Raw genomic sequence first — 21757 nt, 5'->3', positions numbered from 1 at the left:
TCTCATGGACAGGGCCAACGCATGAAGATTTTTCTTGATAATTGAGAGATAAAAAATGATTCTGGCTCCTTTTTCATAAGGAGTATAAAATGGAAGGATTCATTCATTCTTCATCTATTATGATGCATTATATTATCAGCACATCTATGCATCATGTCGTAAAGATTATTTATTAGATCTGGTAGGTGCAAAGGAAATTCTTCATGCGTAAGCCCTGATCTCATGGACTAAAATCCTTTAGAATTTTAGATTGTTTATTGGTTATGCAAAAGATCTAATGACTTTCTTCTGCAATATTATCGAGAGCACAGCCTAGCGCATGATCGGTAATATCTTTGGCCTTAAGACCAACTCCTAGGAGCCTTTCTATTGGCTTGGATGCAAAGTTCAAAAAAGACATAATAGCAAATAAAATATACAGAGTCTGACATGACAGATTGGTTGAAAAGGAAAGGGTTTGTGTATAAGAATCCGATCAAAGTACCAGGCAAACTTGAGTTGATAATGCGTTAGGAAAAAGGCAATTTTTTTATAGAATCGCCCCTCGTTCCATCCAAAAAGAGCGGGTGGTATCTGGAAGTTTGCTTTTAAGCACATTTGCAGAGCAAATAAATACCTGTTTAAATCGAGTAAAACAGAAGATGAGATTTTCTTGTCTTTTAGGGTCTAGTTGCATTCCAAAGTCATCGATACATAAGAGGGGAGAGTAGCCTATTTTTTTTTGCATCCAATTCCATTGGGCGAGCTTCAAAGCGTAGATTAAAGAGCGTTTCTGTCCTTCGCTAGAGAAATTTTTGGCTTGTTTACCAGATAGTAAAAAAAGAAGATCGTCTCGGTGAGGTCCTAGAGTAGTTGCTTTTAAAAGCATGTCTTTGTGTCGATTTTTTTCCCATTTAAGTAAAAGAGAGGAATCTTTTTTTGTAAGAGAGGATTGGTAATGAATATCTAAAAGATCTTTTTTGTTAGAGAGTAAAGACAGCCATTCAGCAGCCGGGTCTAATAAGTAAGAACTCAGTTCTGCTCTTTTATCTATAAGATACAGGGCTGAGGGGAGCATAATGTGTTCCCATGCAGACAGGGTTTGTATTTCTTGGCTGCGCAAGGCGTAGTTACGTTGTTTCATGGCTTTGTAATACCTACTCAAGTGGTGTAGGTATAAAGGATCTGCTTGCGAGAGATAAATATCTAAAAAACGTCTTCTTTCATTAGGCATTCCAATGATTAAAGCAAGGTCATTGGGGTGTGATAAAATAGAAGGCAGGATTCCAATGATATTTGCTAGTTTTGGGTAGTTTGTGTGATTGTACTGGATGCGTTTGGTAGTTTCATCATAGTAGATTTGTAATTTTTGCGGAAGTTCATCCTTAATAAAATGAGCCTCGAGATAAAAGTACTGCTGACCTTCTCTGATAAGATCGCTTAAGTTATGAGTTCTAAAAGAACGGCCAGTGCTTAAAAAGTAAATGGCTTCTAAAACACTTGTTTTTCCCTGGCCGTTATTTCCATAAATCAGATTAACCAAAGCAGAAAAATGAAAATCTGTTTCCTTATGATTGCGAAAATTACGTAGAATAAGGTGTTTAAGATACATTCACTTCTAAGCGCATAGGCATAATAACAAACTGGGCAGAAGTGGAGTCAGTAATCAGTCCTGGGTTATAGGGATCACTAATGCTAAAATGTACAGATTCATCTTTGCTATGCCGCAGCATATCTAGAAAATAGTTAGGGTTAAAAGCTACCTCCAGTTTCTCTCCTCCATAATTGACAGGCATATGCACTTTGCCTTCACCAATAGATCCACTCATAGCAGATAAGTGTAATTCCCCCGTTGTAAAAGTAAAACGCACAGAATTGCTATTTTCTGAGGTAAATAAAGAAACCTGTCTTAGTAAAGACATTAACTCATCGCGATTTAAAGCAATGGGATTGGCGATTTGTTCAGGAATAACACGACTCACATCTGGATATTGACCTGAGAGAAGTTTGGTAATCAAGGTAACTGATTTAAACTCAACAGCAATTTTATCTGGCATAAGAGTTAAGGTAACAGGATCGTCCTCTTTGCTATCAAGCAGGCGAATCATTTCTTCAACAGCTTTTAAAGGAATAATATAAGAACTTGAGTCAGTAGGGATATTATCTATTTCTATATTATTTTTTGCTAGGCGTTTTCCGTCCGTTCCAATAAATACAATGGTATTCTCTAAGCTTTGCAATAAGATTCCATTAAGGGCGTGTTTGCTGTCATCACGAGCTGCTGCAAAAGAGGTGCGTGACAATAGGTAACTTAGTTGAGAGGAGGATAGGTTCAGCTGTATTCCTTCTGATAGATTGGGAAATTTAGGAAATTCATCTTTATGCATTCCTTGGATTTTAAAACGAGAGGTGCCAGCATTTACTAGAGCTATTTCTGAGGAAGGAGCGTGAATTTCTACTTGTATAGCGGTTAACTCACGAATTAATTGAAAAAACCTCTTAGCAGGAAGTGTAATAGCTCCTTCTTCTAAAACTTTGGCTTCTACATAGATTCGTACACTTACAGTAAGATCTGTTACACTTAAGATGAGCTGGTCATCGATAGCCTCTATCAAAATATTAGATAAAATAGGAATGGTTGGTTTTACAGGAACTATGTTTTGAATCTTACCAACTAGATTGACAAGCTCTATTCGTGTGATGACGACTTTCATGATATACTTCTCCTTAACTTAAGATATCAGCATAATCAAAAAGGGAAAATCAGTCTATGCGATTGCGCATTGCTTGTTGAATTGTTTTTGTATGTTCTTTTTCTTTTAGCGCTTGTCTCTTGTCATAATTCTTTTTACCTTTTGCACAGGCAACTTTAACTTTTATAAATCCATTTTTTAGATACATGGAAAGAGGAATTAGGGTAAATCCTTTTTCTTGAGAGAGGTTTTTTAATCTTATGATTTCTCTTTTGTGTAAAAGCAAAAATCGATCTCTTTTATCTTCATGGTTAAAGATATTTCCAAAGCGATAGGGAGCAATGGAAGCATTTTTTAAAAGAACTTTTCCTTGTTGAGATATTAAGATATACGCATCGCTTAAACTGCCTCCATGATTGCGCAAAGATTTTACTTCTGTGCCGGATAAAATAATACCAGCTTCAAATGTTTCTATGATTTCATAGTCATAAAAAGCGCGTCTATTAGAAACAAGTTCTGATTCTTTATGTTTTGACATATCTTTTATCCAAGAAAATCTTTTCCATATTCTGTTACGCGAAAACAACGATGATTTTGATAACTACCTAATTCTACAATTCCTAATTCAGATAACCATTCTAAAATAATTGCTTCAATCAAAATAAGCTCTCTAGAGTTGTAAAAAGGAAGCGTATATTTCCAGTTTTTGCCTTGTTTTTTTAAGATAACACTAGATTCTTCGCTTAAAGCAGTAGTCATACCTTTAAGAAAATCTTCAAATAAAACCCATTCGGAACAAGCTACTCTTAAAACACTTTTTTCGATATCTCTTAAGGCGCGCTCGTTAAATGAGCCGATCACTTCTGGCGCATAAGAATGGCGATACAACAATAAGGATTTTTGGGGATTAGTTAAGCCAAACCATTCATTTGCTTTGTCTAACAAAGAAAGGCTTTTATTCTTAACAGAAGCTAAGTTCAATAACTCTATTTTTTTTAGTAAACGTTCAAAATAGTTTATATGTCTTTTATTTGTTGGGTTTAGGTGCAAACAATTAGCCAGCTCAATTGTATCTCTATAGAAAAAGGGTTGTTTTTTTGCTAAAGATAAAAGAAAAGTGATATCTTCAAGAAAACAGAAAGCTCTTGTGCTTTCTCTTTTAACAGAGTTTGCACAAAGCGTAGTAGGTTGTGTTTTACGTAAAAAGAGTAAATAATCTTTCCATTCTTGAAAAAACGTAATTACTTCCACCCATTTAGAATCCATCTTTTTATAGGTTAAACAACATACGAAGTGAAACTCTAGCAATAGTGCAATTGTTTGAAATTGTTCCAGAGAAAAAGAGTATTTAACCATCAAATCACTTACATACAGCAAGTATTCAGGAGCATCTAGAAGATCTTTTAGTATGTCTTCCATAATAGGATCAGGAAACTGTAGAGCTGATAAATGGCGTTGAAATGTCTGGGGTGTTAATAAATATTTTTCCACAATAGAGTCAAAAATACGATCAGAGGTTCGAGAGATGTTATACCAAACAGGAAGAGTGTGAATAGGAACTTTTTTCAATAACCCTTTTAAGAATTCCATACCAGGTTTAAAGTCAGGATCAAATGCTGTTATTCTAGCTGCAAAATACTTACGCTTTTCTTTATCAACGGTAATTGCAGAGCCATTTAACGAAAGCAGTCCACTTTTAATAAACTTTTTTACGCTGGGAATTAATTCTTTTTCCTCATAGTTCAAAGCTTTGCTTAGATCTTGAAAAGCGATTTTTAAAGGGCTGTATAAAATTTCTTGTAAAAGTTCTAGATCAAGTGCAGATAGTTGAGAGATCAACAATCTGTTTTCAATATCTTGCTTGTAGTTGTAATCCTCCAAGCAAATTTTATTTTTTTTTATCAAACTAATTTCTAGCATGCTTCTTAGAACCTATTATATAAGTCTTGGAAAGACAACAAAGATAGTACTAGATTGTTTGATTTGTAGCAAGGAAGGATATTAATATTTAATAAACTTAAAATAAACAACTTATGTATAAAAGCCCAAAGACTAGACAAAAGATAAGGGTTCGCGTTAAGCTTGTGTGTTAAATTATTTGGGCAGGACTATGACAAAGAAGAACTATGACCATCAAGCAATTGAAGCAAAATGGCAAAAAATTTGGGAAGAAAAACAGCTATTTCAGGTCGAAATAGATACGAGCAAGCTTAAATATTATATCTTAGATATGTTTCCCTATCCTTCTGGTTCAGGACTACACGTAGGTCATGTAACAGGATATACAGCAACAGATACAATTGCGCGCTATAAAAGACAAAAAGGGTTTAATGTACTGCATCCTATGGGATGGGATAGCTTTGGTTTGCCCGCAGAGCAATATGCCATTCGCACAGGAACCCATCCAGCAAGCACTACGCAAAATAATATCAATACCTACAGACGGCAGCTTAAAAAACTGGGATTTAGTTACGATTGGAATAGAGAAATTACAACAAGTGACCCTAAGTATTATAAATGGACACAATGGCTTTTTACTAAGCTATACAATAAAGGGCTTGCTTATGAAGCAGAAGTTTTAGTTAATTTCTGTCCGGCCTTAGGAACTGTTTTAGCTAATGAAGAAGTCGAAAATGGTAAGGCTAAAGAAGGAGGATATCCGATTGAGAGACGTCCTTTGCGCCAATGGATGCTTAAAATTACCTCTTATGCAGATCGTTTGCTTAAAGATCTAGAATTAGTAGATTGGCCAGATCACTTAAAAAAGTTACAAATAAATTGGATTGGCCGTATTGAAGGCGCTAAAATCCACTTTGAAGAAACACAAACAAAACAAACAATCACCGTATTTACTACTCGTCCTGATACGTTATTTGGTGTGACTTATTTGGTACTATCTCCAGAGCATCCGCTTGTTTCATCAATTACAACAGCGCCTTATCGCAAACAAGTTCAAAGATATTGCAAAGAGATTTCCGGGAAAAGCGATTTGGAAAGGACAGAGCTTAACAAAGAGAAAACAGGTGTATGGACAGGTGCACATGCTAAACATCCCATTACAGATCAAGATATTCCTATTTGGATTTCAGATTATGTGTTGATGGGATATGGAACAGGGGCTGTCATGGCGGTTCCTGCCCATGATGAAAGAGATTTTGCTTTTGCTAAAATCTTTCATCTACCCATTATTGCTGTTATCATTCCTAATGAAACCGATCTAGATATACAATCTGGCAAACTTTGTTGGACAGAAGAGGGAACATATATTAATAGTTCTTTAGGTTCTTTAAATTTAAATGGTTTAGATTTGAAGCAAGCAAAGCAAGCAGTAATTCATTGGTTAGAAAGCCAAGGAAAAGGAGAGAAAACCGTTAATTATAAATTGCGCGATTGGTTATTTTCCCGCCAACGTTATTGGGGGGAGCCTTTTCCCATTCTTCACTTCTCCGATGGTACTAGGCGAGTTCTAGATTTAGATGAACTGCCTTTATGCCCTCCTGAATTAAAAGATTTTAAGCCAGCTCCTACTGGAGAGAGCCCTCTTTCTAAAGTTAAAAAATGGGTGCACATTACAGACTCTAAAACACATCAAATAGCTCAAAGAGAAACCAATACCATGCCACAGTGGGCGGGGTCTTGTTGGTATTATTTACGTTTTTGCGATCCTCATAATCCAGATAAACCGTGGAGTGAGGAAGCAGAAAAATACTGGATGCCGGTGGATTTGTATGTAGGAGGAATAGAGCACGCAGTGCTTCATCTTTTGTATGCACGTTTTTGGCATAAGGTATTTTATGACTGTGGCCTTGCCAGCACTCTTGAGCCTTTTCAAACCCTGCGCAATCAAGGTCTTGTTTCAGCTAGATCTTACCAGATAAATCAAGGTGTCTATGTAGCACCAGAGGGGGTCTGCGAAGAAAATGGCATCTTTTTCAAACTAGGTACTAAAGAACCGCTACACACTCAAATAGAAAAGATGTCCAAATCAAAACTCAATGGGGTAACACCGGATCACATTATTTGTGAATATGGAGCTGATTCCCTTCGTCTTTATGAGATGTTTATGGGCCCATTTGATAAAGAAAAACTCTGGAACAGCGATGCTGTAAATGGATGTTATCGCTTTTTAAATCGCTTTTATGACTTGGTTACTTCAGACAAAATTTGCGATGAAGATACAGCTGAAGGATTGAAGTTATCCCACCGTTTGGTCTATCAGGTTGAAAAAGAGATAGAAGCTATGCAGTTCAATACAGCTATTGCTAAAATGATGGAATTTATCAATGCTTTTTCACCCCTTGCTTCTTATCCTAAGCAAGCGCTAAAAATGGCTATTCAAGTATTGTATCCTTTTGCTCCTCATATCGCAGAAGAGCTGTGGGAGTATTTAGGTGAAACAAAAAGCTTAACCTATCAGCCATTTCCTATTTTCGATCCAAACTATTTAATAGATGAAACAGTCTTATATGTAGTGCAAATAAACGGTAAGGTAAGAGGAAAATGGTCTTTGCCTAAAGAACAAACCAAAGAAGAACTGCTATCTTTTTTACAAAAACAACCGCAGATCATAAAATATTTACTTAAACCGATTACTAAAGTAATTTTTGTTCCTAATAAACTGATTAACCTTGTGTGCGATGTTTAGTTTTTTTTATAATACCTGTCTTATGTTACTAGGACTATTTGCCCTACCTAAGTTCCTTCTCTCTTGGAGTAAATACAAGGGAACTATTTTATATAGATTGGGATTAAAATTTCCTAATTTACAACTCTCTTCTGCACCTGTAATTTGGATTCACGCTGTATCAGCAGGTGAGACAAAAGCTGCTATTCCTCTAGTAGCTCAACTGCAACAAACTTTTCCCTCTGCACAAATTGTGATTTCTAATACCACTCGTACAGGGCACATGGAAGCTAAAAAAAGCTTACCTCAAGCAAAAGCTCACTTTTTTCTTCCCTTGGATTTTTCATTGATTATGTGCCGCTTAGTAAAACAAATATCACCCAGCGCTCTCTTCTTAGTAGAAAGTGATTTTTGGTTTCATCTGGTTTACTATGTAAAAAAAATAGGAGGAAAAGTTGTATTGGTGAATGGAAAAATATCAGAGCGCTCTTATAAAAGGTTTCAGTTTTCTCCTTATTTTACACAGAAGCTATTTTCTTTATTTGATCTTTTTCTGGTACAAAACAACACGTATTTTGAGAGGTTTTCTCATCTTATTAGCTCTCATAAAATCCACATAACAGGTAATCTCAAGTGGGATGTTAAGCCAGATCTTTTATCTTCTTCTCAAAAACAAAACTTAAAAGAACGGTTTAAATTAGCTAACAACACAATCATGATAGCTTCAACACATGATCCAGAAGAGAAGTGGTTGCTTGAAAAACTAGACCTACTTTGGCAGTTATTTCCCAATTTAAAAGTGCTTATAGCCCCTCGTCACCCTGAGCGTTTTCAAAACGTAAGTTCTCTACTACAAAAAAAGAACTACTCTTACGCTCTTTCATCCAATTCTTCCCAAATCACTGGAGAAGAACAGGTAATTTTAATTGATCAAATGGGACAGCTTACCAAGTTATATCAAATAGTCGATCTTGCTATTGTAGGGGGAAGCTTTGTTTCCCATGTTGGAGGGCATAATATTTTTGAGCCCGTATCGGTTGGAACGCCTGTGCTTTTTGGACCACACATGCATACACAAAAAGATTTACAGCAACAAATCTTAGCCGCTCATATTGGACTGGAGATCACCTTAGATAGTCTAGTTGAAACAATCTCCAAACTACTGTCTTTTCCTTTATCTATTTCTCAAAGTAGCCCTTCCATGCAAGGAGCAACTAAAAAAACTATCGACCTTTTGCAAAATGTTATTGAGCTAAAAGCGCAAGCGCGTTAAACTCATGCTTTCTTTATCGCGGGGTGGAGCAGTTGGTTAGCTCGTTGGGCTCATAACCCAAAGGCCGGAGGTTCGAGTCCTTCCCCCGCTATTTTCTTTCAGCGGCATAGCTCAGCTGGTTAGAGCGGCGGAATCATAATCCGTAGGTCGTTGGTTCGAGCCCGACTGCCGCTAATTATCGTTTATTTATTGATGTGTATTCAAATCTATGCTTCTCTTAGTTGTATACTCGTTTGCATTTTTATACAAATGAGAACTACTTTCTTTTTCATCTCATTAGACCTCTTGCATAACCTGAATTTTAAAGCTTCCAATTATAGATTCCTTCTATAAGATTAAATCTTAGGCAAAAGCATTTCCGTCGATTTCTATATCGATCTGCTATGATTTTAAAACGCTTAAGCATCCCGATTACATTTTCATTAATTACCTTGGTCTTTGGATGGATTTTCGTTTTAAATTCTTTAAATAATCGAAAGTCATGACGCTTACTATTACTAAATGCAGTGCAAATAACCTTCTGGCTCTTTTTGTCTACTATCACCTGATTTTTTAACGTATGCCTTTTCTTTTTTCCTGAATAAAAATATCTTTGGTTTTTAGTGCAAAGTCAGGGTGCTTAAATCAGCATATCTTCTATCCAACGGATATTCCGATAGCAAGCACTTTCTGAAATATGTAGGATGCTGCAACAAAATAGGTTCTATATTCTCTCCTATGGGAAGATGAGCCAAAAGAGTATGTACTCAAAGATAAAGAAAAGGGCATACTACCTAGGTGTATTGCAAATTACATTAATGAATATGGAGCCATTGAAGTAGCTCATAAGTACTTACTTGATACTAGCGGTAATGCTATAGGCATTGCCAGTAGCACACGGGAGCAAGTGTATTCATTTATCTAGAAAAAATTTAGGGTACCGTCTGAGATGTAAGTCTTAGGGTTTTTTACGTATTAAAATCCCATCCTTTTTTTTACTTTTTTACTGACGGATTTTTAGATTTTTGCTTTATATGAGAATGTTTGTTCTCTTTTTTGGTTTGTTTTTGTTCTGGAGTAAAGGGGAATAGTAATCTATCTCCCCATAGAGAGACATTAAATTCTAGCTCTGGATTTATGAGATATACATAATATCTGTGATATAAGGGAATAACTGGCATATCGTCGATCAGTACTTTTTCGGCTTGCTCTAGAGTTAATAAGCGCTTATCTCCTTCCTCATAGTTAGAGCGATCAAGTAACTCGATAAACTTTGGATGTTCCCATCTAGGATGATTCATTGTATAGTTTTTATACTTAAATCTTTCAAGCACATTCATAGGGTCGTCATAGAAGGCAAGCCAACAAAAAAAACACATTGAATAGTCATAGTTATTTAACTTATCTAAAACAATGCTAAAATCTAGCTTTTCTAGCTTAATAAAGATTCCAAACGCTTTTGCCCACTGCTGTTGAATGACTTGCACTATCTCATTTGCATAAATTCTGGGATAATAAAAAAAAGTCAGTGATTTAAAAGCCTCTTTGGTAATACCTAGCTCAGCCATTCCTTCATTGAGCAAAATATTAGCTTGGATTACATCGTTATCTTTGAAAAACTCGGTACATCGATTTTCTTTTAAGCAAGGTGCAACTAGATTTGTTGCACATAAGCCGGCTTTGTAAGCAGGAGTGATTGAATCCGTTTTGATATTTTTTTTACATCCTTTTCCTAATATTTCAATTAATTCTTGGCGATTAATTGCCAAAGCAAAAGCTCTTCGAATCTTAACATTATTAAAAGGCCGTTTAGTTGTATTGAGATTAATAAATACAGAAAAAGGTTGTGCTTCTAAGTTAAAGGTCCATGTTTTTTCTAGCTCAGATATCTCCTCTAAAGGAATATTCGTTAAAGAGTCTCCAATCATATCAACTGTTCCTTGTTTAAACATTTCTAATGTTACGTGATTGTTTTCGACAATATTGAATGTAATTTTTGGTGGATGTTTATCTTTTATTTTTCGATAGTATGGATTGCTAGTTAAAACGATTTGATCGCCTTGCTTAAAGCTTTCCAATATGAAAGGTCCATTGCACACGAATTGAGCGCCTGTTTGGCATACCCAGTTAGGGTTCTTTTGGTCTTGCTCAATACTTATAGGATAAAAGCAGGGTTGTGAAAGCACCTTAAGAAGGTAAGGAGTCGGGTGTTCCAGCGTAATTACAAGGATTTTTTCATCAATTGCTTTAATACCTACCTCATTTAAGGGAACAAGTCCTTTCCTGGCTTTTTTTGCGTTTTTAATGGGAGCAAATTGGTAGTCCCCTGTTGAGGGAAACTTTGGATTAAGAATGTCTTTCCACGACTGTTCAAAATCATAAGCAGTAACGGGCTTACCGTTAGACCAATAGTTGTCTCCTAACATAAATGTATAGGTAAGCTTATCATCTGAGACCTTATACGACTTAGCTTGGGCAAGTTTAATGGATCCATCGGGATAGCGCTTAGTAAGACCTTCAAACAACAAGAAAATCATTTGCGAAGAATAAACATCGCCGGCTTTACGAGGATCAAATGTTTTAGGAGACGTTATCATATTTAAATTGAGCATAGGTAAATTATTTTTTAACGGAGCTGAAGAGCTGCAAATAAATATACATGTAGTAACAAGCACAACAACCAGTGTTGCTTTTTGGATAAAAGGTTTCCTTAGTTTTTTAATGATACAAGAAAAAAACGCTAAAAATCTGTTCAACTTCTTGCATAGCATGTAAAAAACCCTTAAAGAACAATTATAAATTTTATAAAGACGTATTTTCTGATAAAATGGCATATTCTACAACAACAAAAGAAAAATTTAAGACACTTTTATTGCTAGAAGTTGTGATGTGAATATTATTTTGAGCTCCTCTTAGCTATATACTATACATGCCATAATTGCACACTAGGAAAAGTGACTAAAATTTTTTGTAGTAGAAAACCGAAGAAATAGGTAAAGACGACAAATGAGTTGGCGCTTAGAAGCCGTAGTATACATTGTCTTGCCCATTTCATTTCGGATAGCATAATGGAGCGAAGAATCTAAACTAGTTTTCTTCAAAAAGACTCCGCAGAGAACCCTGGACTTATCTCCCGCATTAAACTTTGCTGTCCAAGATCTTAAAAAACGCCTTTTATTGTGCAAGCGAAATATCGGCTCGGAGAGCTTATGAAGAATTAAGAGAATTTATATTCCCCTTGTGTGCAATTAGAGAACTTTTTTCAGTAAGGCATAATGATAGTTTTCATAAAACCCTTGGAAGTAATTATGGCATATATAGTAGTGCCAATTCAAACGGCTAGCTTAATGGGGTTCAAGTCAACGACTTGAAACTTCTCGTTAATCCTATATTTTTCTATACGATTGAATCGGAACCACTATATATTAAAAATTAGAACATAACACATCTTCAAAAAAGATCATCCATTGTCAGTTGATTATCAATCACTGAAAGATAATGTGCATTCTTTTTGACACCATAAGTGGTTACCATAGTCATAAATAGAGTTTTAGTAGTCTCTGTTTGTTCTCTAAAAACGTTCTTTTTATTCTGCAACTTTTCTTCATAAGATTTATCGATAGTAAATTCCGAAGAGCTATATTTCATTTCACATAAATTGATACATTTATCTGCTCTATCTATAACAAGATCTATTTGCGCCCCTTGTTCATTAATCGATTTTTTAGGCAGATAGTGCCATCCTGATTCAATGGTACTGATACCCGAAATACCAAGCGCTTTTTTTATTTTCTGAATGTGTTTTAAGCAAAGAGATTCAAAGGCACATCCGCTCCATGCATTCCACTTGGATGTGCTTTGTTTTTTTATCCAAAATTCTGAATCAACACTTTCCAGACCAATCTTAGAGTTTTCTACAATCCAGGTTAAGTAAAAAAGAGAGTATTCATCAATAAGCCGATAGATTCCTCCAGCTTTCTTTTTCTTAAAGGAAGGAACATGTATAAGAAAACCCGCATCGATTAACTCTTCAATAACTCTGCTTGAGGTTCCACCTGAGGTTAATTTTGTTTTGTTTAAAAGTTCATTTTTTGTGAGTCCATCTATAGCCTTAGCAAGAACTTTTACGATAGCTATATGATGCTCATAGTTCTCAAAAAGAGACTTATAAAGATTGTCAAATTCGTTATAAAGCCCACCATTTAGGGAAAAGCACACATCATTGATGATTTGAGCTGCAGATTTGCCTCTAGCTATATAGGAAAGATATTTCGGAACTCCTCCCATTGCCATGTAAATATCAATAATTTGTTTTCTCTCTAGTTCAATATGACGGGATTTAAGATATTTTTCTGTTTCTAAAAGAGAAAAGGGAAGCAGACGCATTTTTCTTGTCACTCTGCCATATAACCCTCCTTTGTTGTTTATAATATTTCTAATAATCCAGAATGCGGAAGAGCCACAAATAATAAGAACTACATTTTTTTTTCTAGATAGATAACGGTTCCAAAAATGCTCTAAGGCATTTAAAAATTTAGAACGAGGAGAAGCAAGCCAGGGGACCTCATCAAAAAAAAGGATGATTTTTTTGTCTTTTATTTCTTCAATAGCCTCATGTAATAAATTCAAAGCTTGTGCCCAATTTTCTGGAGAAGAAATCCGTTTCCCTTGATTAAACTGGCGGGAAAATTCGTAGGCAAATTGAAAAAGTTGCTCAGCTCTAGATCCTTCTTTCATTCCTGTTATCTCAAAATAAATCCCTTTATTTTTAAAAAATTCACTAATAAGAAAGGTTTTGCCTATTCTTCTTCTTCCATAAACAGCAAGGAACTGAGGCTCCGTTGACTCATAAATCTCCTGGAGTATTTCAAGTTCTTTTTTTCGACCTATAATCATTATTTATTCCTGTTTTTCGCTGATTATAGCATGAAAACAAGCGAAAAATCAATAAATTAAATCATTTTTCGCTAGGTTATTTAAAAATACGACAAAAAAACCAAGAAAAAAATTAAAGAATATCTTGGTTTTTCTGCGCTTCTCGTAATTTCAAATACTTATAAAAGGCAGTATGTCCATTATAAGCTGAAATAATAAAACCCTCTACTCCTTGCTTTAGCCCTTTTTTTAAAAAGTAACTTTTGAAAAAAGCAAAAGAGCCATGAAAAATAGCTTTGGCTAAGGAGACTGGTTTAGAATCTTTTTTCTGAGTAGCAAAAAGATCTGAGTATACTTGCATTTTTTTTAGAAAGTCATGGATATTTCGATAAGGTGTATGAAAAAGGGGATAAAAGAGAGGATGGATTTGCATCCCTTGAGAAGAGACTTTTTCATGAATCATAGAATCGGTAAACTGGGTTTTTTTTCTGTGGTATAAGCGAATAATCGGATCTGGATACCAGCCGCCACAGCTTTTAATCCACTTACCATTAAAGAAATTATGTCGATCTATTTGATAGATAAAGTTGGAATCTAAAGAGATGTTTAGAATTTCTTGAGATAGCTTAGAAGAGAGGACTTCATCGCTATCTAAGGCCAGAATCCAATCGTGAGTGGCTGATTTAGCAGCTTTGTTTCGGGTAGGACCAAACCCGATAAATTCAGATTGTATTATTTTGACATTAGGAAATTGTTTAGCTATATCTAATGTTGTATCGGTTGAACCTGTATCATAGACTAATATTTCAGGAAAGCCTCGCACAGAGAAGAGCGTGTCTTCTAGGGTTTCTTGAGAATTTTTTGTAAGAATAATTACTGTAATCATATCAAAATTACTAAATTTAAGTGTTGCTCCTATGTTACCGTTTTTCTCTTGTGAAAGCAAATTTTAACAGAAAAGGTTTTTAGCATGTCTATAAAAAATGCATATACTTTTGATGATATAGCTCTTGTTCCGCAATTCAATAATGTTCCTTCTCGTACAGAGCCTTCTTTAGAGACATGGCTAACTAAAAAACTTAAAATGTCACAACCTATCCTATGTTCCAATATGGATACAACAATAGGGGAAGACCTAGCTCCTATTTTACTACAAGAAGGTTCTATACCTATTTTTCATCGCTTTGTAAGTTTTAAAATACAAAAAGAATGGGTTGAAAAATATACAGACAAAATATTTATCTCGTGTGGGATTCAAAATATTGATCAAACAAGACAATTGCTTGATTTAGGAGCAGCTGGTGTATGTATTGATGTAGCACATGGTCACTCCGATAGAATGTTCTATTTTATTCAAGAGCTTAAACGCACCCATCCAGATAAAGAAGTCATAGCAGGAAATGTGTGTACCGCTATGGCGTATCACGATCTGGTTAATGCAGGTGCTGATGCGGTAAAAGTAGGTGTTGGTCCAGGAGCTGCTTGTACAACTCGTATGGTAACCGGTTTTGGAGTGCCTCAATTTACAGCGATTTACGATTGTGCAAAAATAGCGGAAAAACTTCGTGTTCCCTTAATCGCAGATGGAGGAATTCGCAATAGCCGGGATTTGGTTCTTGCTTTAGCCGCAGGTGCTAGTACTGTTATGGTTGGAAAACTATTTGCCATGACAGAAGAGAGCGCAGCTCCTAAGCGCGACTCTAGCAATGGAAGAGAAGCTAAATTTAGAGGCCAGGCTAGTGCTGATTTTCAAACCGACTTTTATGGAGGGTTAAAGGATAAAACAGTTGCTGAAGGGATCGATTTTTGGGGCCCTGTTAGCGGATCGGCTAAAGAGTTAATAGACTCTCTTTTAGGGGGCTTGCGTAGCGGACTAACCTATGGAGGAGCCCGCAATATTAAAGAATTGCAGCGCAAAGCTGAGTTCGTGGTAGTCACAGCTAATTATCTAGGAGAAAGTTGTCCTAGACCTATCTGGTTTTCTTAAATTTTTTTTAATTAGGAAGATTTTTTTACTGATAAAAAAGCTTCTGTGCTTTAAATCATTACCTGATATTATCTTGAGTGGCTTAAAATTTAAGATATTTCGAAACATATGCAATTCAAGCAAGACCTTAATCGGTTTTCTAAAACGGAGCGCCTGTTCATTATGGGCGCTATGCTCTGTGGATTTTTTATTTTAGCGGATTATTCCATTATTTACCCTGTAAGTAATTCTTTGTTTATTTCTACTTATGGAACCCGTTTTTTCCCTTATGCTTGGCTGGTATCCATCCCTTTAAATTTACTACTCGTCGGATTATATAATAAATATTTACCTAAACTCGGATGTCTAAAAACCTATTTGATACTAGCAAGCAGTGTTGTAACTATAAACTATTGTTGTGCTTTGCTCATTAAGCAGTATTCTTTTTTATCTTTTTTTCTCTATGTCTGGAAAGATGTTTACATCATGCTGATGTTTCAACAGTTATGGTCTGTAATCCATTCAACTGTGTCATTAAAGCGGGCTAAATATCTCTATGGAATTTTTTTTGGCGTGGGAGGATTAGGATCTCTATCTGGTAGTTTATTACCGGGTTTTTTTGCAATGAAAGTGGGCTCTGAGTCTTTACTATATATGACGCTGCCGCTTTATTTGTGTTTAACAGCTGCTTTTATACTCACCTTAAAACAAAGCAATGCAGGAGCATCTCTTCTACTAAAAGAGAAAAAAGATGCTAAAGATGCCTTAATGCATGGGATTCAACTCATTCTAAATTCTAGGATATTGGTTTTCATTGCTTTAAGTGTTCTTTTTATGCAACTTAGCGCTACTTTAATCGACTATCAATTTAATACTTTTTTAGAGAAATTCATTACGGTTAAGGATCTGCGAACAGAATATACCGGTCGAATGCAAGCCATTGGTTTAAGCTTTACGGTATTTATGCAATTTTTTGGAACCTATTTACTTGTGCAAAGAGTCGGTATAAAACGCTTGCACATCGCACTTCCCTTTATTTTATGCATCATGAGCATTCTCTGCTTTCTTTTTCCTAGTTTTGGGATAGTTACCTTTACGGTTATCCTCTTGAGATCCTATAACTCCTCTTTATTTAGCATTATCAAGGAAATGCTATATATTCCCTTAAACCCTGACCAAAAGTTTCGAGCAAAAGCCTTTATTGATGTCTTTTTGTTTCGCTTTGCTAAAATATTTGCATCCTTGATTATTTTAGGCCTACAATTTATCTTAACCACTCTGCTATTGCCTGTTCTCAATTGGATTAGTATTAGCGTCTACGTAACTTGGATAGTCTTTGCGGTATATCTATTTAAAAAAATGACTCCTTTGTTAGAAGCAGGGGAAAATGCTTAATCTATTTACACAAAATAAGTTTTCCGCAACAGAACATCTTTTTATTATAGGCGCCATGTTGTGTGGGTTTTTTATTTCAGCGGATTATTCTATCATTCGGCCTGTAAGTACTTCTTTATTTATTACAAAATATGGAACGCAATTTTTCCCTTATGCTTGGATAATATCCGTTCCTTTAAATCTACTTCTTATTGGGATTTATAATAAATATTTACCCAAGCTTGGTTGTTTGAGAATTTATTTGATAGTAGCAGGTAGCATTGTAGCTATAAACTACAGCTGTGCTTTGTTGATCAAGCACTTTTCTTTTCTAATCTTTTTTCTCTATATCTGGAAAGAGATTTACATCATGCTGATGTTTCAGCAATTGTGGTCTATCATTCACTCGACAGTGTCTTTAAAACACGCTAAGTACCTTTATGGTTTTTTTTTAGGAGCAGGGGGATTAGGTTCTTTACTGGGTAGTTTATTGCCGGGTTTTTTTGCAGTAAAAGTGGGCTCTGAGTCTTTACTATATATGACGCTGCCGCTTTATTTGTGTTTAACAGCTGCTTTTATACTCACTTTAAAACAAAGCAATGCAGGGGAATCTCTTTTACTAAAAGAGAAAAAGAGTGCTAAAGAGGCGCTTTTACATGGCGTCAAATTAATCATAAATTCTAGAACGTTGATCTTTATTGCTTTAAGTGTTCTTTTTATGCAGCTTAGCGCTACTTTAGTCGACTATCAATTTAGTACGTATCTAGAACAGACAATTATTGGTAAAGATTTAAGAACTCAATATATAGGGCGAGTGCTAGGTATTGGTCTTGGCATTTCCGTCTGTATGCAATTTTTCGGCACGTATTTTCTTATTCAAATGATGGGAGTAAAACGTTTGCATATGGGATTCCCTATGCTTTTAGGCTTGATGAGTATCCTCTCTTTTCTTTTTCCAGGTTTTGCTATAACCACGCTTGTTTTTATTCTTTTAAAAGCTTGCGATTTTTCTTTATTTACCATCATTAAGGAAACCCTCTATATTCCCCTGAGCTCGGATGAAAAATTTCGAGCAAAAGCCTTTATCGATGTTTTTCTCTATCGTTTTGCTAAAGTATTTGCTTCTCTGATTATCTTGAGCTTACAAATGGTTTTAACTAGCTATTTATTGCCTGTTCTTCACTCCATTAGCATTTGTGTTTTTATCAGCTGGGTAGCTATTGCTATATATTTATTAAAAAAAATGCAAACTTCAGAGTTAAAAGACAAAAATGCTTAAAAGATCCAAGGAACATCTATTTATCTTAACAGCTATGTTGTGCAGTTTTTTTATCTCGATGGATTATGCGATTGTTCGTCCTGTAAGCAATGCTTTGTTCCTTACCGATTACGGTGTAAATTTCTTCCCTTACGCTTGGCTTTTTTCTATTCCCTTAAATCTACTTCTTGTTGGTTTATACAATAAATATTTACCCAAGCTTGGTTGTTTAAAAACCTACTTAAGCTTAGCAATTGCTGTTATAATCATCAATTGCACATGTGCTATCTGGATGCATAAAATTTCCTTTTTAAGCTTTTTTCTCTATGTCTGGAAAGATGCTTACATCATGCTTATTTTCCAGCAGCTTTGGTCTTTAATTCATGTAAATATATCAATGGAGAGAGCTAAATACCTCTATGGGTTTTTTTTTGGAATAGGGGGATTAGGATCTTTATTAGGAAGCTTGTTTCCTAGCTTTTTAGCTGTAAAAATAGGCTCTGAGTCTCTTTTGTATATAACACTACCTCTTTATGTTTTTTTGAGTTTTCTATATGTAATGATGTTAAAACAAAGCAAACAAACGGAATCTTTTCCTTTAGAGAAAAAACAAGGGCTAGAAACCGTATTACACGGTCTTAAGTTGATTGCGGGTTCTCGCGTATTGATCTTTGTTTCTTTAGCGGTTATTTTTATGCAGGTAATCTCTACTTTAGTCGATTATCAATTTAATACTTTTTTAGAAGGACTTGTTACTAAAAAGGACTTAAGAACCCAATATAGTGGTCGCATTCAAACAATGGGTCAGACCTTTACTACAACCATGCAATTTTTAGGCACCTACTTTCTAGTGCGGTTTTTTGGAGTCAAACGTCTTCATGTGGGTATCCCCATGCTTTTAGGCATCATGAGCGTTTTTTGTTTTCTTTTTCCTGCCTTTGGCATGATTACTCTTACTTTTGTCATATTAAAAACTTTTGATTTTTCCTTATTTAGCATCATTAAGGAAATGTTATATATTCCTCTGAGTTCGGATGAAAAATTTCGAGCAAAAGCTTTTATCGATGTTTTTCTCTACCGTTTTGCTAAGGCCTTTGCTTCTTTAATTATCTTGAGTTTACAGGCTATTTTAAGCACGAGTATGCTAACTGTTTTGAATGCAACCATTGTTTTTATCTTTACTATTTGGATAGCAGTAGCTATGTATCATTTGAAAGAAACCGATCTTAGCATAGCATCATGGGAAGTATAAAATGAAGGAAATACAAACCTCTCTACGATCAGAAAAGCTTTTAAATCATTCCATATATAATAAAGGAACAGCATTCACTGTAGAGGAAAGAGATGTATTTCATCTACATGGATTACTGCCCTTTCATGTTTCCACTCTGGAAGAACAAGTAATTCGTCGATATCAGAATTTCCTGGCTCAAAAAAATCAACTCTCTAAATATACGTTCTTATCGTCTTTGCAAGATCGCAATGAGGTGCTCTTTTATCGACTAGTATTGAATCATATCTCTGAAATGCTGCCCTTTATCTATACTCCAACAATAGGGGAGGTGTCGCTGCAGTTTAGCAGTTTGTACTACCAACACCGTGGAATGTATATCTCTTATGCGCTTCAGGATAAAATAGAAGAGATTATGGCAAATCTTTCTCAAAAAGAACTAGATGTTGTTGTTGTAACAGATGGAGAACGCATTCTAGGTCTAGGAGATTTAGGCGTAGGAGGTATGGCAATTCCTCAAGGAAAGCTTTCTTTATATACCTTATTTGGAGGTATTCATCCTTTAAGGACTCTACCTGTTCTTTTAGATGTAGGAACCAATAATCAAACCCTTTTAAACGATCCTCTCTATTTAGGTTGGCGCCATCCTAGAATTTCAGATGATTTGTATTACGATTTTATCGATCGATTTGTTAGGGCTTTAAAAAAACGATTTCCTAAGGTTTTATTGCAATGGGAAGATTTTTCTAAAACACACGCAAAACCTTTATTGGAAAAATATCAAGGTGTACTTTGCTCGTTTAATGATGATATTCAGGGAACAGCTGCCGTTACTCTATCAGCTCTTTTATCTGCTATTCAAGGATCTCTTCTCTCAGAACAAAAAATCGTGGTATTTGGAGCTGGATCAGCTGGGCTTGGGATTTCTTATCTGATTGTAAAAGCCATGCAAGAAGAGGGTTGTAGTGAGCAAAGAGCACAAGAAAACTTTTATATGATAGACAGACAAGGGTTAATCCACACAGAATTATCCAATCTAGATAGCGAGCAAAAAAAATTTGCTCGTGATTATCAAAGTCTACGAAAATGGGAATTGAATTCTTTTCCTATTTCTTTGTTAGAAGTCATTAAACAGGTAAAACCAACCATTCTCATCGGAGTTTCTGCTCAAGCAAAAGCCTTTACAAAAGAGATTGTAACAGAAATGGGAAAATATGTAGAGAACCCGATTATTTTCCCCCTATCTAATCCAAATTCTCGCTCAGAAGCAACACCTGAAGAACTTCTACACTGGACTAAAGGCAGAGCTATTATCGCAACGGGTAGCCCCTTCGAGAATGTGGATTACGATAGTAAACAATACACCATTGCACAATGTAATAATGTCTATATTTTTCCAGGCATCGGTCTAGGGGCTATTGCAGCTAAGATTCCTAAGATCACTGATGAAATGTTTATTCAAGCAGCTTATGTATTATCAAAACACTCCCTCTTCCCAGATCTATTCCCGCCTCTTAAGCTCTTAAGAGAGGTGAGTCGTGAGATTGCTATAGCAGTTATTGCTGTAGCAGAAAATCAGGAATTAATCCCTCCCATGACAAAAGAGATAAGAGAAAAACTTGTGGATCAAACCATTTGGTTTCCTTCCTATCCTACTTACAGCTTCAAACAAGAATAGTTTTATTTTTTTAAGAAGTGTTTTAAAGCTTCCGTATAATTGGGTTCCTGGGTAACTTCTGGTACAAGCTCCGTATAAATAACCGTGTCATTTTCATCTAGAACAACGATGGCTCTTGCACACAAGCTAGCAAGAGGTCCATCTAGCATTAAAATTCCATACGATTGAGCAAAATCTTTAGACCCCATCATCGAAAGACAAACAATGGTATCTACTTCTTCTGCATGGCAAAAACGGCTTTGTGCAAAAGGCAAGTCTGCAGAAATATTCAAAACCACTCCCGATTCGGGATTTGCTTTTATGACTTGATTGAGTTTTTTAGCAGATAAAGAGCAAACAGCTGTATCTAAACTTGGTACTATAGAAATTAATTTACGCTTACCTGAATAATCCTTTAAGGAGCGTTTTTTTAAATCCTTATCTATTAAAACAAAATCTGGTGCTTGTATCCCTAATCTAGGCAATGAACCACTTATATGAATAGGGGATCCCTTAAAGGTAACTTCCATGAATGGCTCTTTTTTTAAATTAAAAACTTTTACTGTTAAGTTTAGTCAAAAACCTTTTTTGCTAATACACTTTTTTCTCCTTCAGAATGAACTACAAGAATCGCACAACAATGAGTTAAAAATTTAAATAAAATTGACTATAACCAATTTTGGTCATATAACTTTTGAGAAATAAAGAAAAAAAGGAGATTTAAAAATAATAATGAAAGAGCAGGTCATCTTAATTGTCAGTCTTTTCAAGTTTGAAGTGCACAGAAGAATTAAAAAAAGAATAGGCAGGCGATGAAAGAATCTCTATTGTGATTTTTAACAATCAAA

Annotated in this window: 16 protein-coding genes, 2 tRNA genes and 1 pseudogene; 10 read left to right on the top strand and 9 right to left on the bottom strand. The window is 35.3% G+C overall.

Annotated elements, in window-relative coordinates; genetic code table 11:
* Positions 1 to 408: 408 nt before the first annotated feature.
* Positions 409 to 513 (top strand): winged helix-turn-helix domain-containing protein, encoded by a 105-nt coding sequence (locus RHOW815_RS08930; RefSeq protein WP_350339713.1) that lies wholly within the window; start codon positions 409 to 411, stop codon positions 511 to 513.
* Positions 514 to 529: 16 nt separating this feature from the next.
* On the opposite strand, the gene recF is transcribed toward RHOW815_RS08930, so the two are convergent.
* The 4 genes from recF to RHOW815_RS00075 are packed head-to-tail and all read right to left on the bottom strand — an operon-like array spanning position 530 to position 4592.
* Positions 530 to 1591: a DNA replication/repair protein RecF gene (gene recF / locus RHOW815_RS00090; protein ID WP_215216349.1), complete on the bottom strand. Its 1062-nt coding sequence runs from the start codon at positions 1589 to 1591 to the stop codon at positions 530 to 532.
* Complete coding sequence (gene dnaN, locus RHOW815_RS00085; RefSeq protein WP_215216348.1) at positions 1581 to 2693, bottom strand: DNA polymerase III subunit beta; 1113 nt, start codon at positions 2691 to 2693, stop codon at positions 1581 to 1583. Before dnaN ends, recF begins: the two co-directional genes overlap by 11 nt.
* 49 nt (positions 2694 to 2742) lie before the next feature.
* Positions 2743 to 3210, bottom strand: a complete 468-nt coding sequence (smpB, locus tag RHOW815_RS00080) for an SsrA-binding protein SmpB (protein ID WP_215216347.1) — start codon at positions 3208 to 3210, stop codon at positions 2743 to 2745.
* Between the two features lie 5 nt (positions 3211 to 3215).
* The gene (locus RHOW815_RS00075; RefSeq protein WP_215216346.1) at positions 3216 to 4592 is read right to left on the bottom strand and encodes a hypothetical protein; all 1377 of its coding nucleotides are present in this window, start codon (positions 4590 to 4592) and stop codon (positions 3216 to 3218) included.
* A 190-nt stretch (positions 4593 to 4782) separates the two neighbouring features.
* Between RHOW815_RS00075 and leuS the strand changes: the two genes are divergently transcribed.
* From leuS to RHOW815_RS00055, 4 genes are all read left to right on the top strand, one after another.
* Positions 4783 to 7317, top strand: coding sequence for a leucine--tRNA ligase (leuS, locus tag RHOW815_RS00070; protein ID WP_215216345.1), 2535 nt, complete (start codon positions 4783 to 4785; stop codon positions 7315 to 7317).
* 22 nt (positions 7318 to 7339) lie between these two features.
* Entirely contained in the window at positions 7340 to 8569 is a 1230-nt protein-coding gene (locus RHOW815_RS00065; protein WP_215216344.1) for a 3-deoxy-D-manno-octulosonic acid transferase, read from the top strand.
* Between the two features lie 17 nt (positions 8570 to 8586).
* Positions 8587 to 8660 (top strand) — tRNA-Met (locus RHOW815_RS00060).
* Between the two features lie 9 nt (positions 8661 to 8669).
* Positions 8670 to 8743, top strand: a tRNA-Met gene (locus RHOW815_RS00055).
* Between the two features lie 127 nt (positions 8744 to 8870).
* Here the strand turns inward: RHOW815_RS00055 and RHOW815_RS00050 are convergent.
* The 4 genes and pseudogenes from RHOW815_RS00050 to RHOW815_RS00035 form a co-directional block, all read right to left on the bottom strand.
* Positions 8871 to 9334 (bottom strand): annotated as a pseudogene (locus RHOW815_RS00050) (transposase); the annotation flags it as partial.
* A gap of 209 nt (positions 9335 to 9543) precedes the next feature.
* On the bottom strand, positions 9544 to 11223 hold the full coding sequence (locus RHOW815_RS00045) for a peptide ABC transporter substrate-binding protein (protein ID WP_215216343.1): 1680 nt from the start codon (positions 11221 to 11223) through the stop codon (positions 9544 to 9546).
* Between the two features lie 775 nt (positions 11224 to 11998).
* Complete coding sequence (locus RHOW815_RS00040; protein WP_215216342.1) at positions 11999 to 13444, bottom strand: AAA family ATPase; 1446 nt, start codon at positions 13442 to 13444, stop codon at positions 11999 to 12001.
* 112 nt (positions 13445 to 13556) lie between these two features.
* The gene (locus RHOW815_RS00035) at positions 13557 to 14369 is read right to left on the bottom strand and encodes a glycosyltransferase family 2 protein (protein WP_251368188.1); all 813 of its coding nucleotides are present in this window, start codon (positions 14367 to 14369) and stop codon (positions 13557 to 13559) included.
* Between the two features lie 24 nt (positions 14370 to 14393).
* Between RHOW815_RS00035 and RHOW815_RS00030 the strand changes: the two genes are divergently transcribed.
* From RHOW815_RS00030 to RHOW815_RS00010, 5 genes are all read left to right on the top strand, one after another.
* Positions 14394 to 15410 carry a guanosine monophosphate reductase gene (locus tag RHOW815_RS00030; protein WP_215216341.1) on the top strand — a complete coding sequence of 339 codons (1017 nt, stop codon included), beginning with the start codon at positions 14394 to 14396 and terminating at the stop codon, positions 15408 to 15410.
* Between the two features lie 108 nt (positions 15411 to 15518).
* A complete protein-coding gene (locus RHOW815_RS00025; RefSeq protein WP_215216340.1) occupies positions 15519 to 16784 on the top strand; it encodes an Npt1/Npt2 family nucleotide transporter in 1266 nt (421 codons plus the stop codon).
* Entirely contained in the window at positions 16777 to 18042 is a 1266-nt protein-coding gene (locus tag RHOW815_RS00020; RefSeq protein ID WP_215216339.1) for an Npt1/Npt2 family nucleotide transporter, read from the top strand. The genes RHOW815_RS00025 and RHOW815_RS00020 overlap by 8 nt, the downstream gene beginning before the upstream one ends.
* On the top strand, positions 18035 to 19273 hold the full coding sequence (locus RHOW815_RS00015; RefSeq protein ID WP_215216338.1) for an Npt1/Npt2 family nucleotide transporter: 1239 nt from the start codon (positions 18035 to 18037) through the stop codon (positions 19271 to 19273). The genes RHOW815_RS00020 and RHOW815_RS00015 overlap by 8 nt, the downstream gene beginning before the upstream one ends.
* Position 19274: 1 nt before the next feature.
* On the top strand, positions 19275 to 20930 hold the full coding sequence (locus RHOW815_RS00010) for an NAD-dependent malic enzyme (RefSeq protein WP_215216337.1): 1656 nt from the start codon (positions 19275 to 19277) through the stop codon (positions 20928 to 20930).
* Positions 20931 to 20932: 2 nt separating this feature from the next.
* On the opposite strand, the gene tpx is transcribed toward RHOW815_RS00010, so the two are convergent.
* Complete coding sequence (tpx, locus tag RHOW815_RS00005) at positions 20933 to 21439, bottom strand: thiol peroxidase (protein ID WP_215216336.1); 507 nt, start codon at positions 21437 to 21439, stop codon at positions 20933 to 20935.
* Between the last annotated feature and the right edge of the window lie 318 nt (positions 21440 to 21757).

Source organism: Candidatus Rhabdochlamydia sp. W815, assembly GCF_018642185.1.
In the GTDB taxonomy this organism is placed as follows: Bacteria; Chlamydiota; Chlamydiia; order Chlamydiales; family Rhabdochlamydiaceae; genus Rhabdochlamydia; species Rhabdochlamydia oedothoracis.
This window is presented reverse-complemented; position numbering and strand designations above follow the sequence as displayed.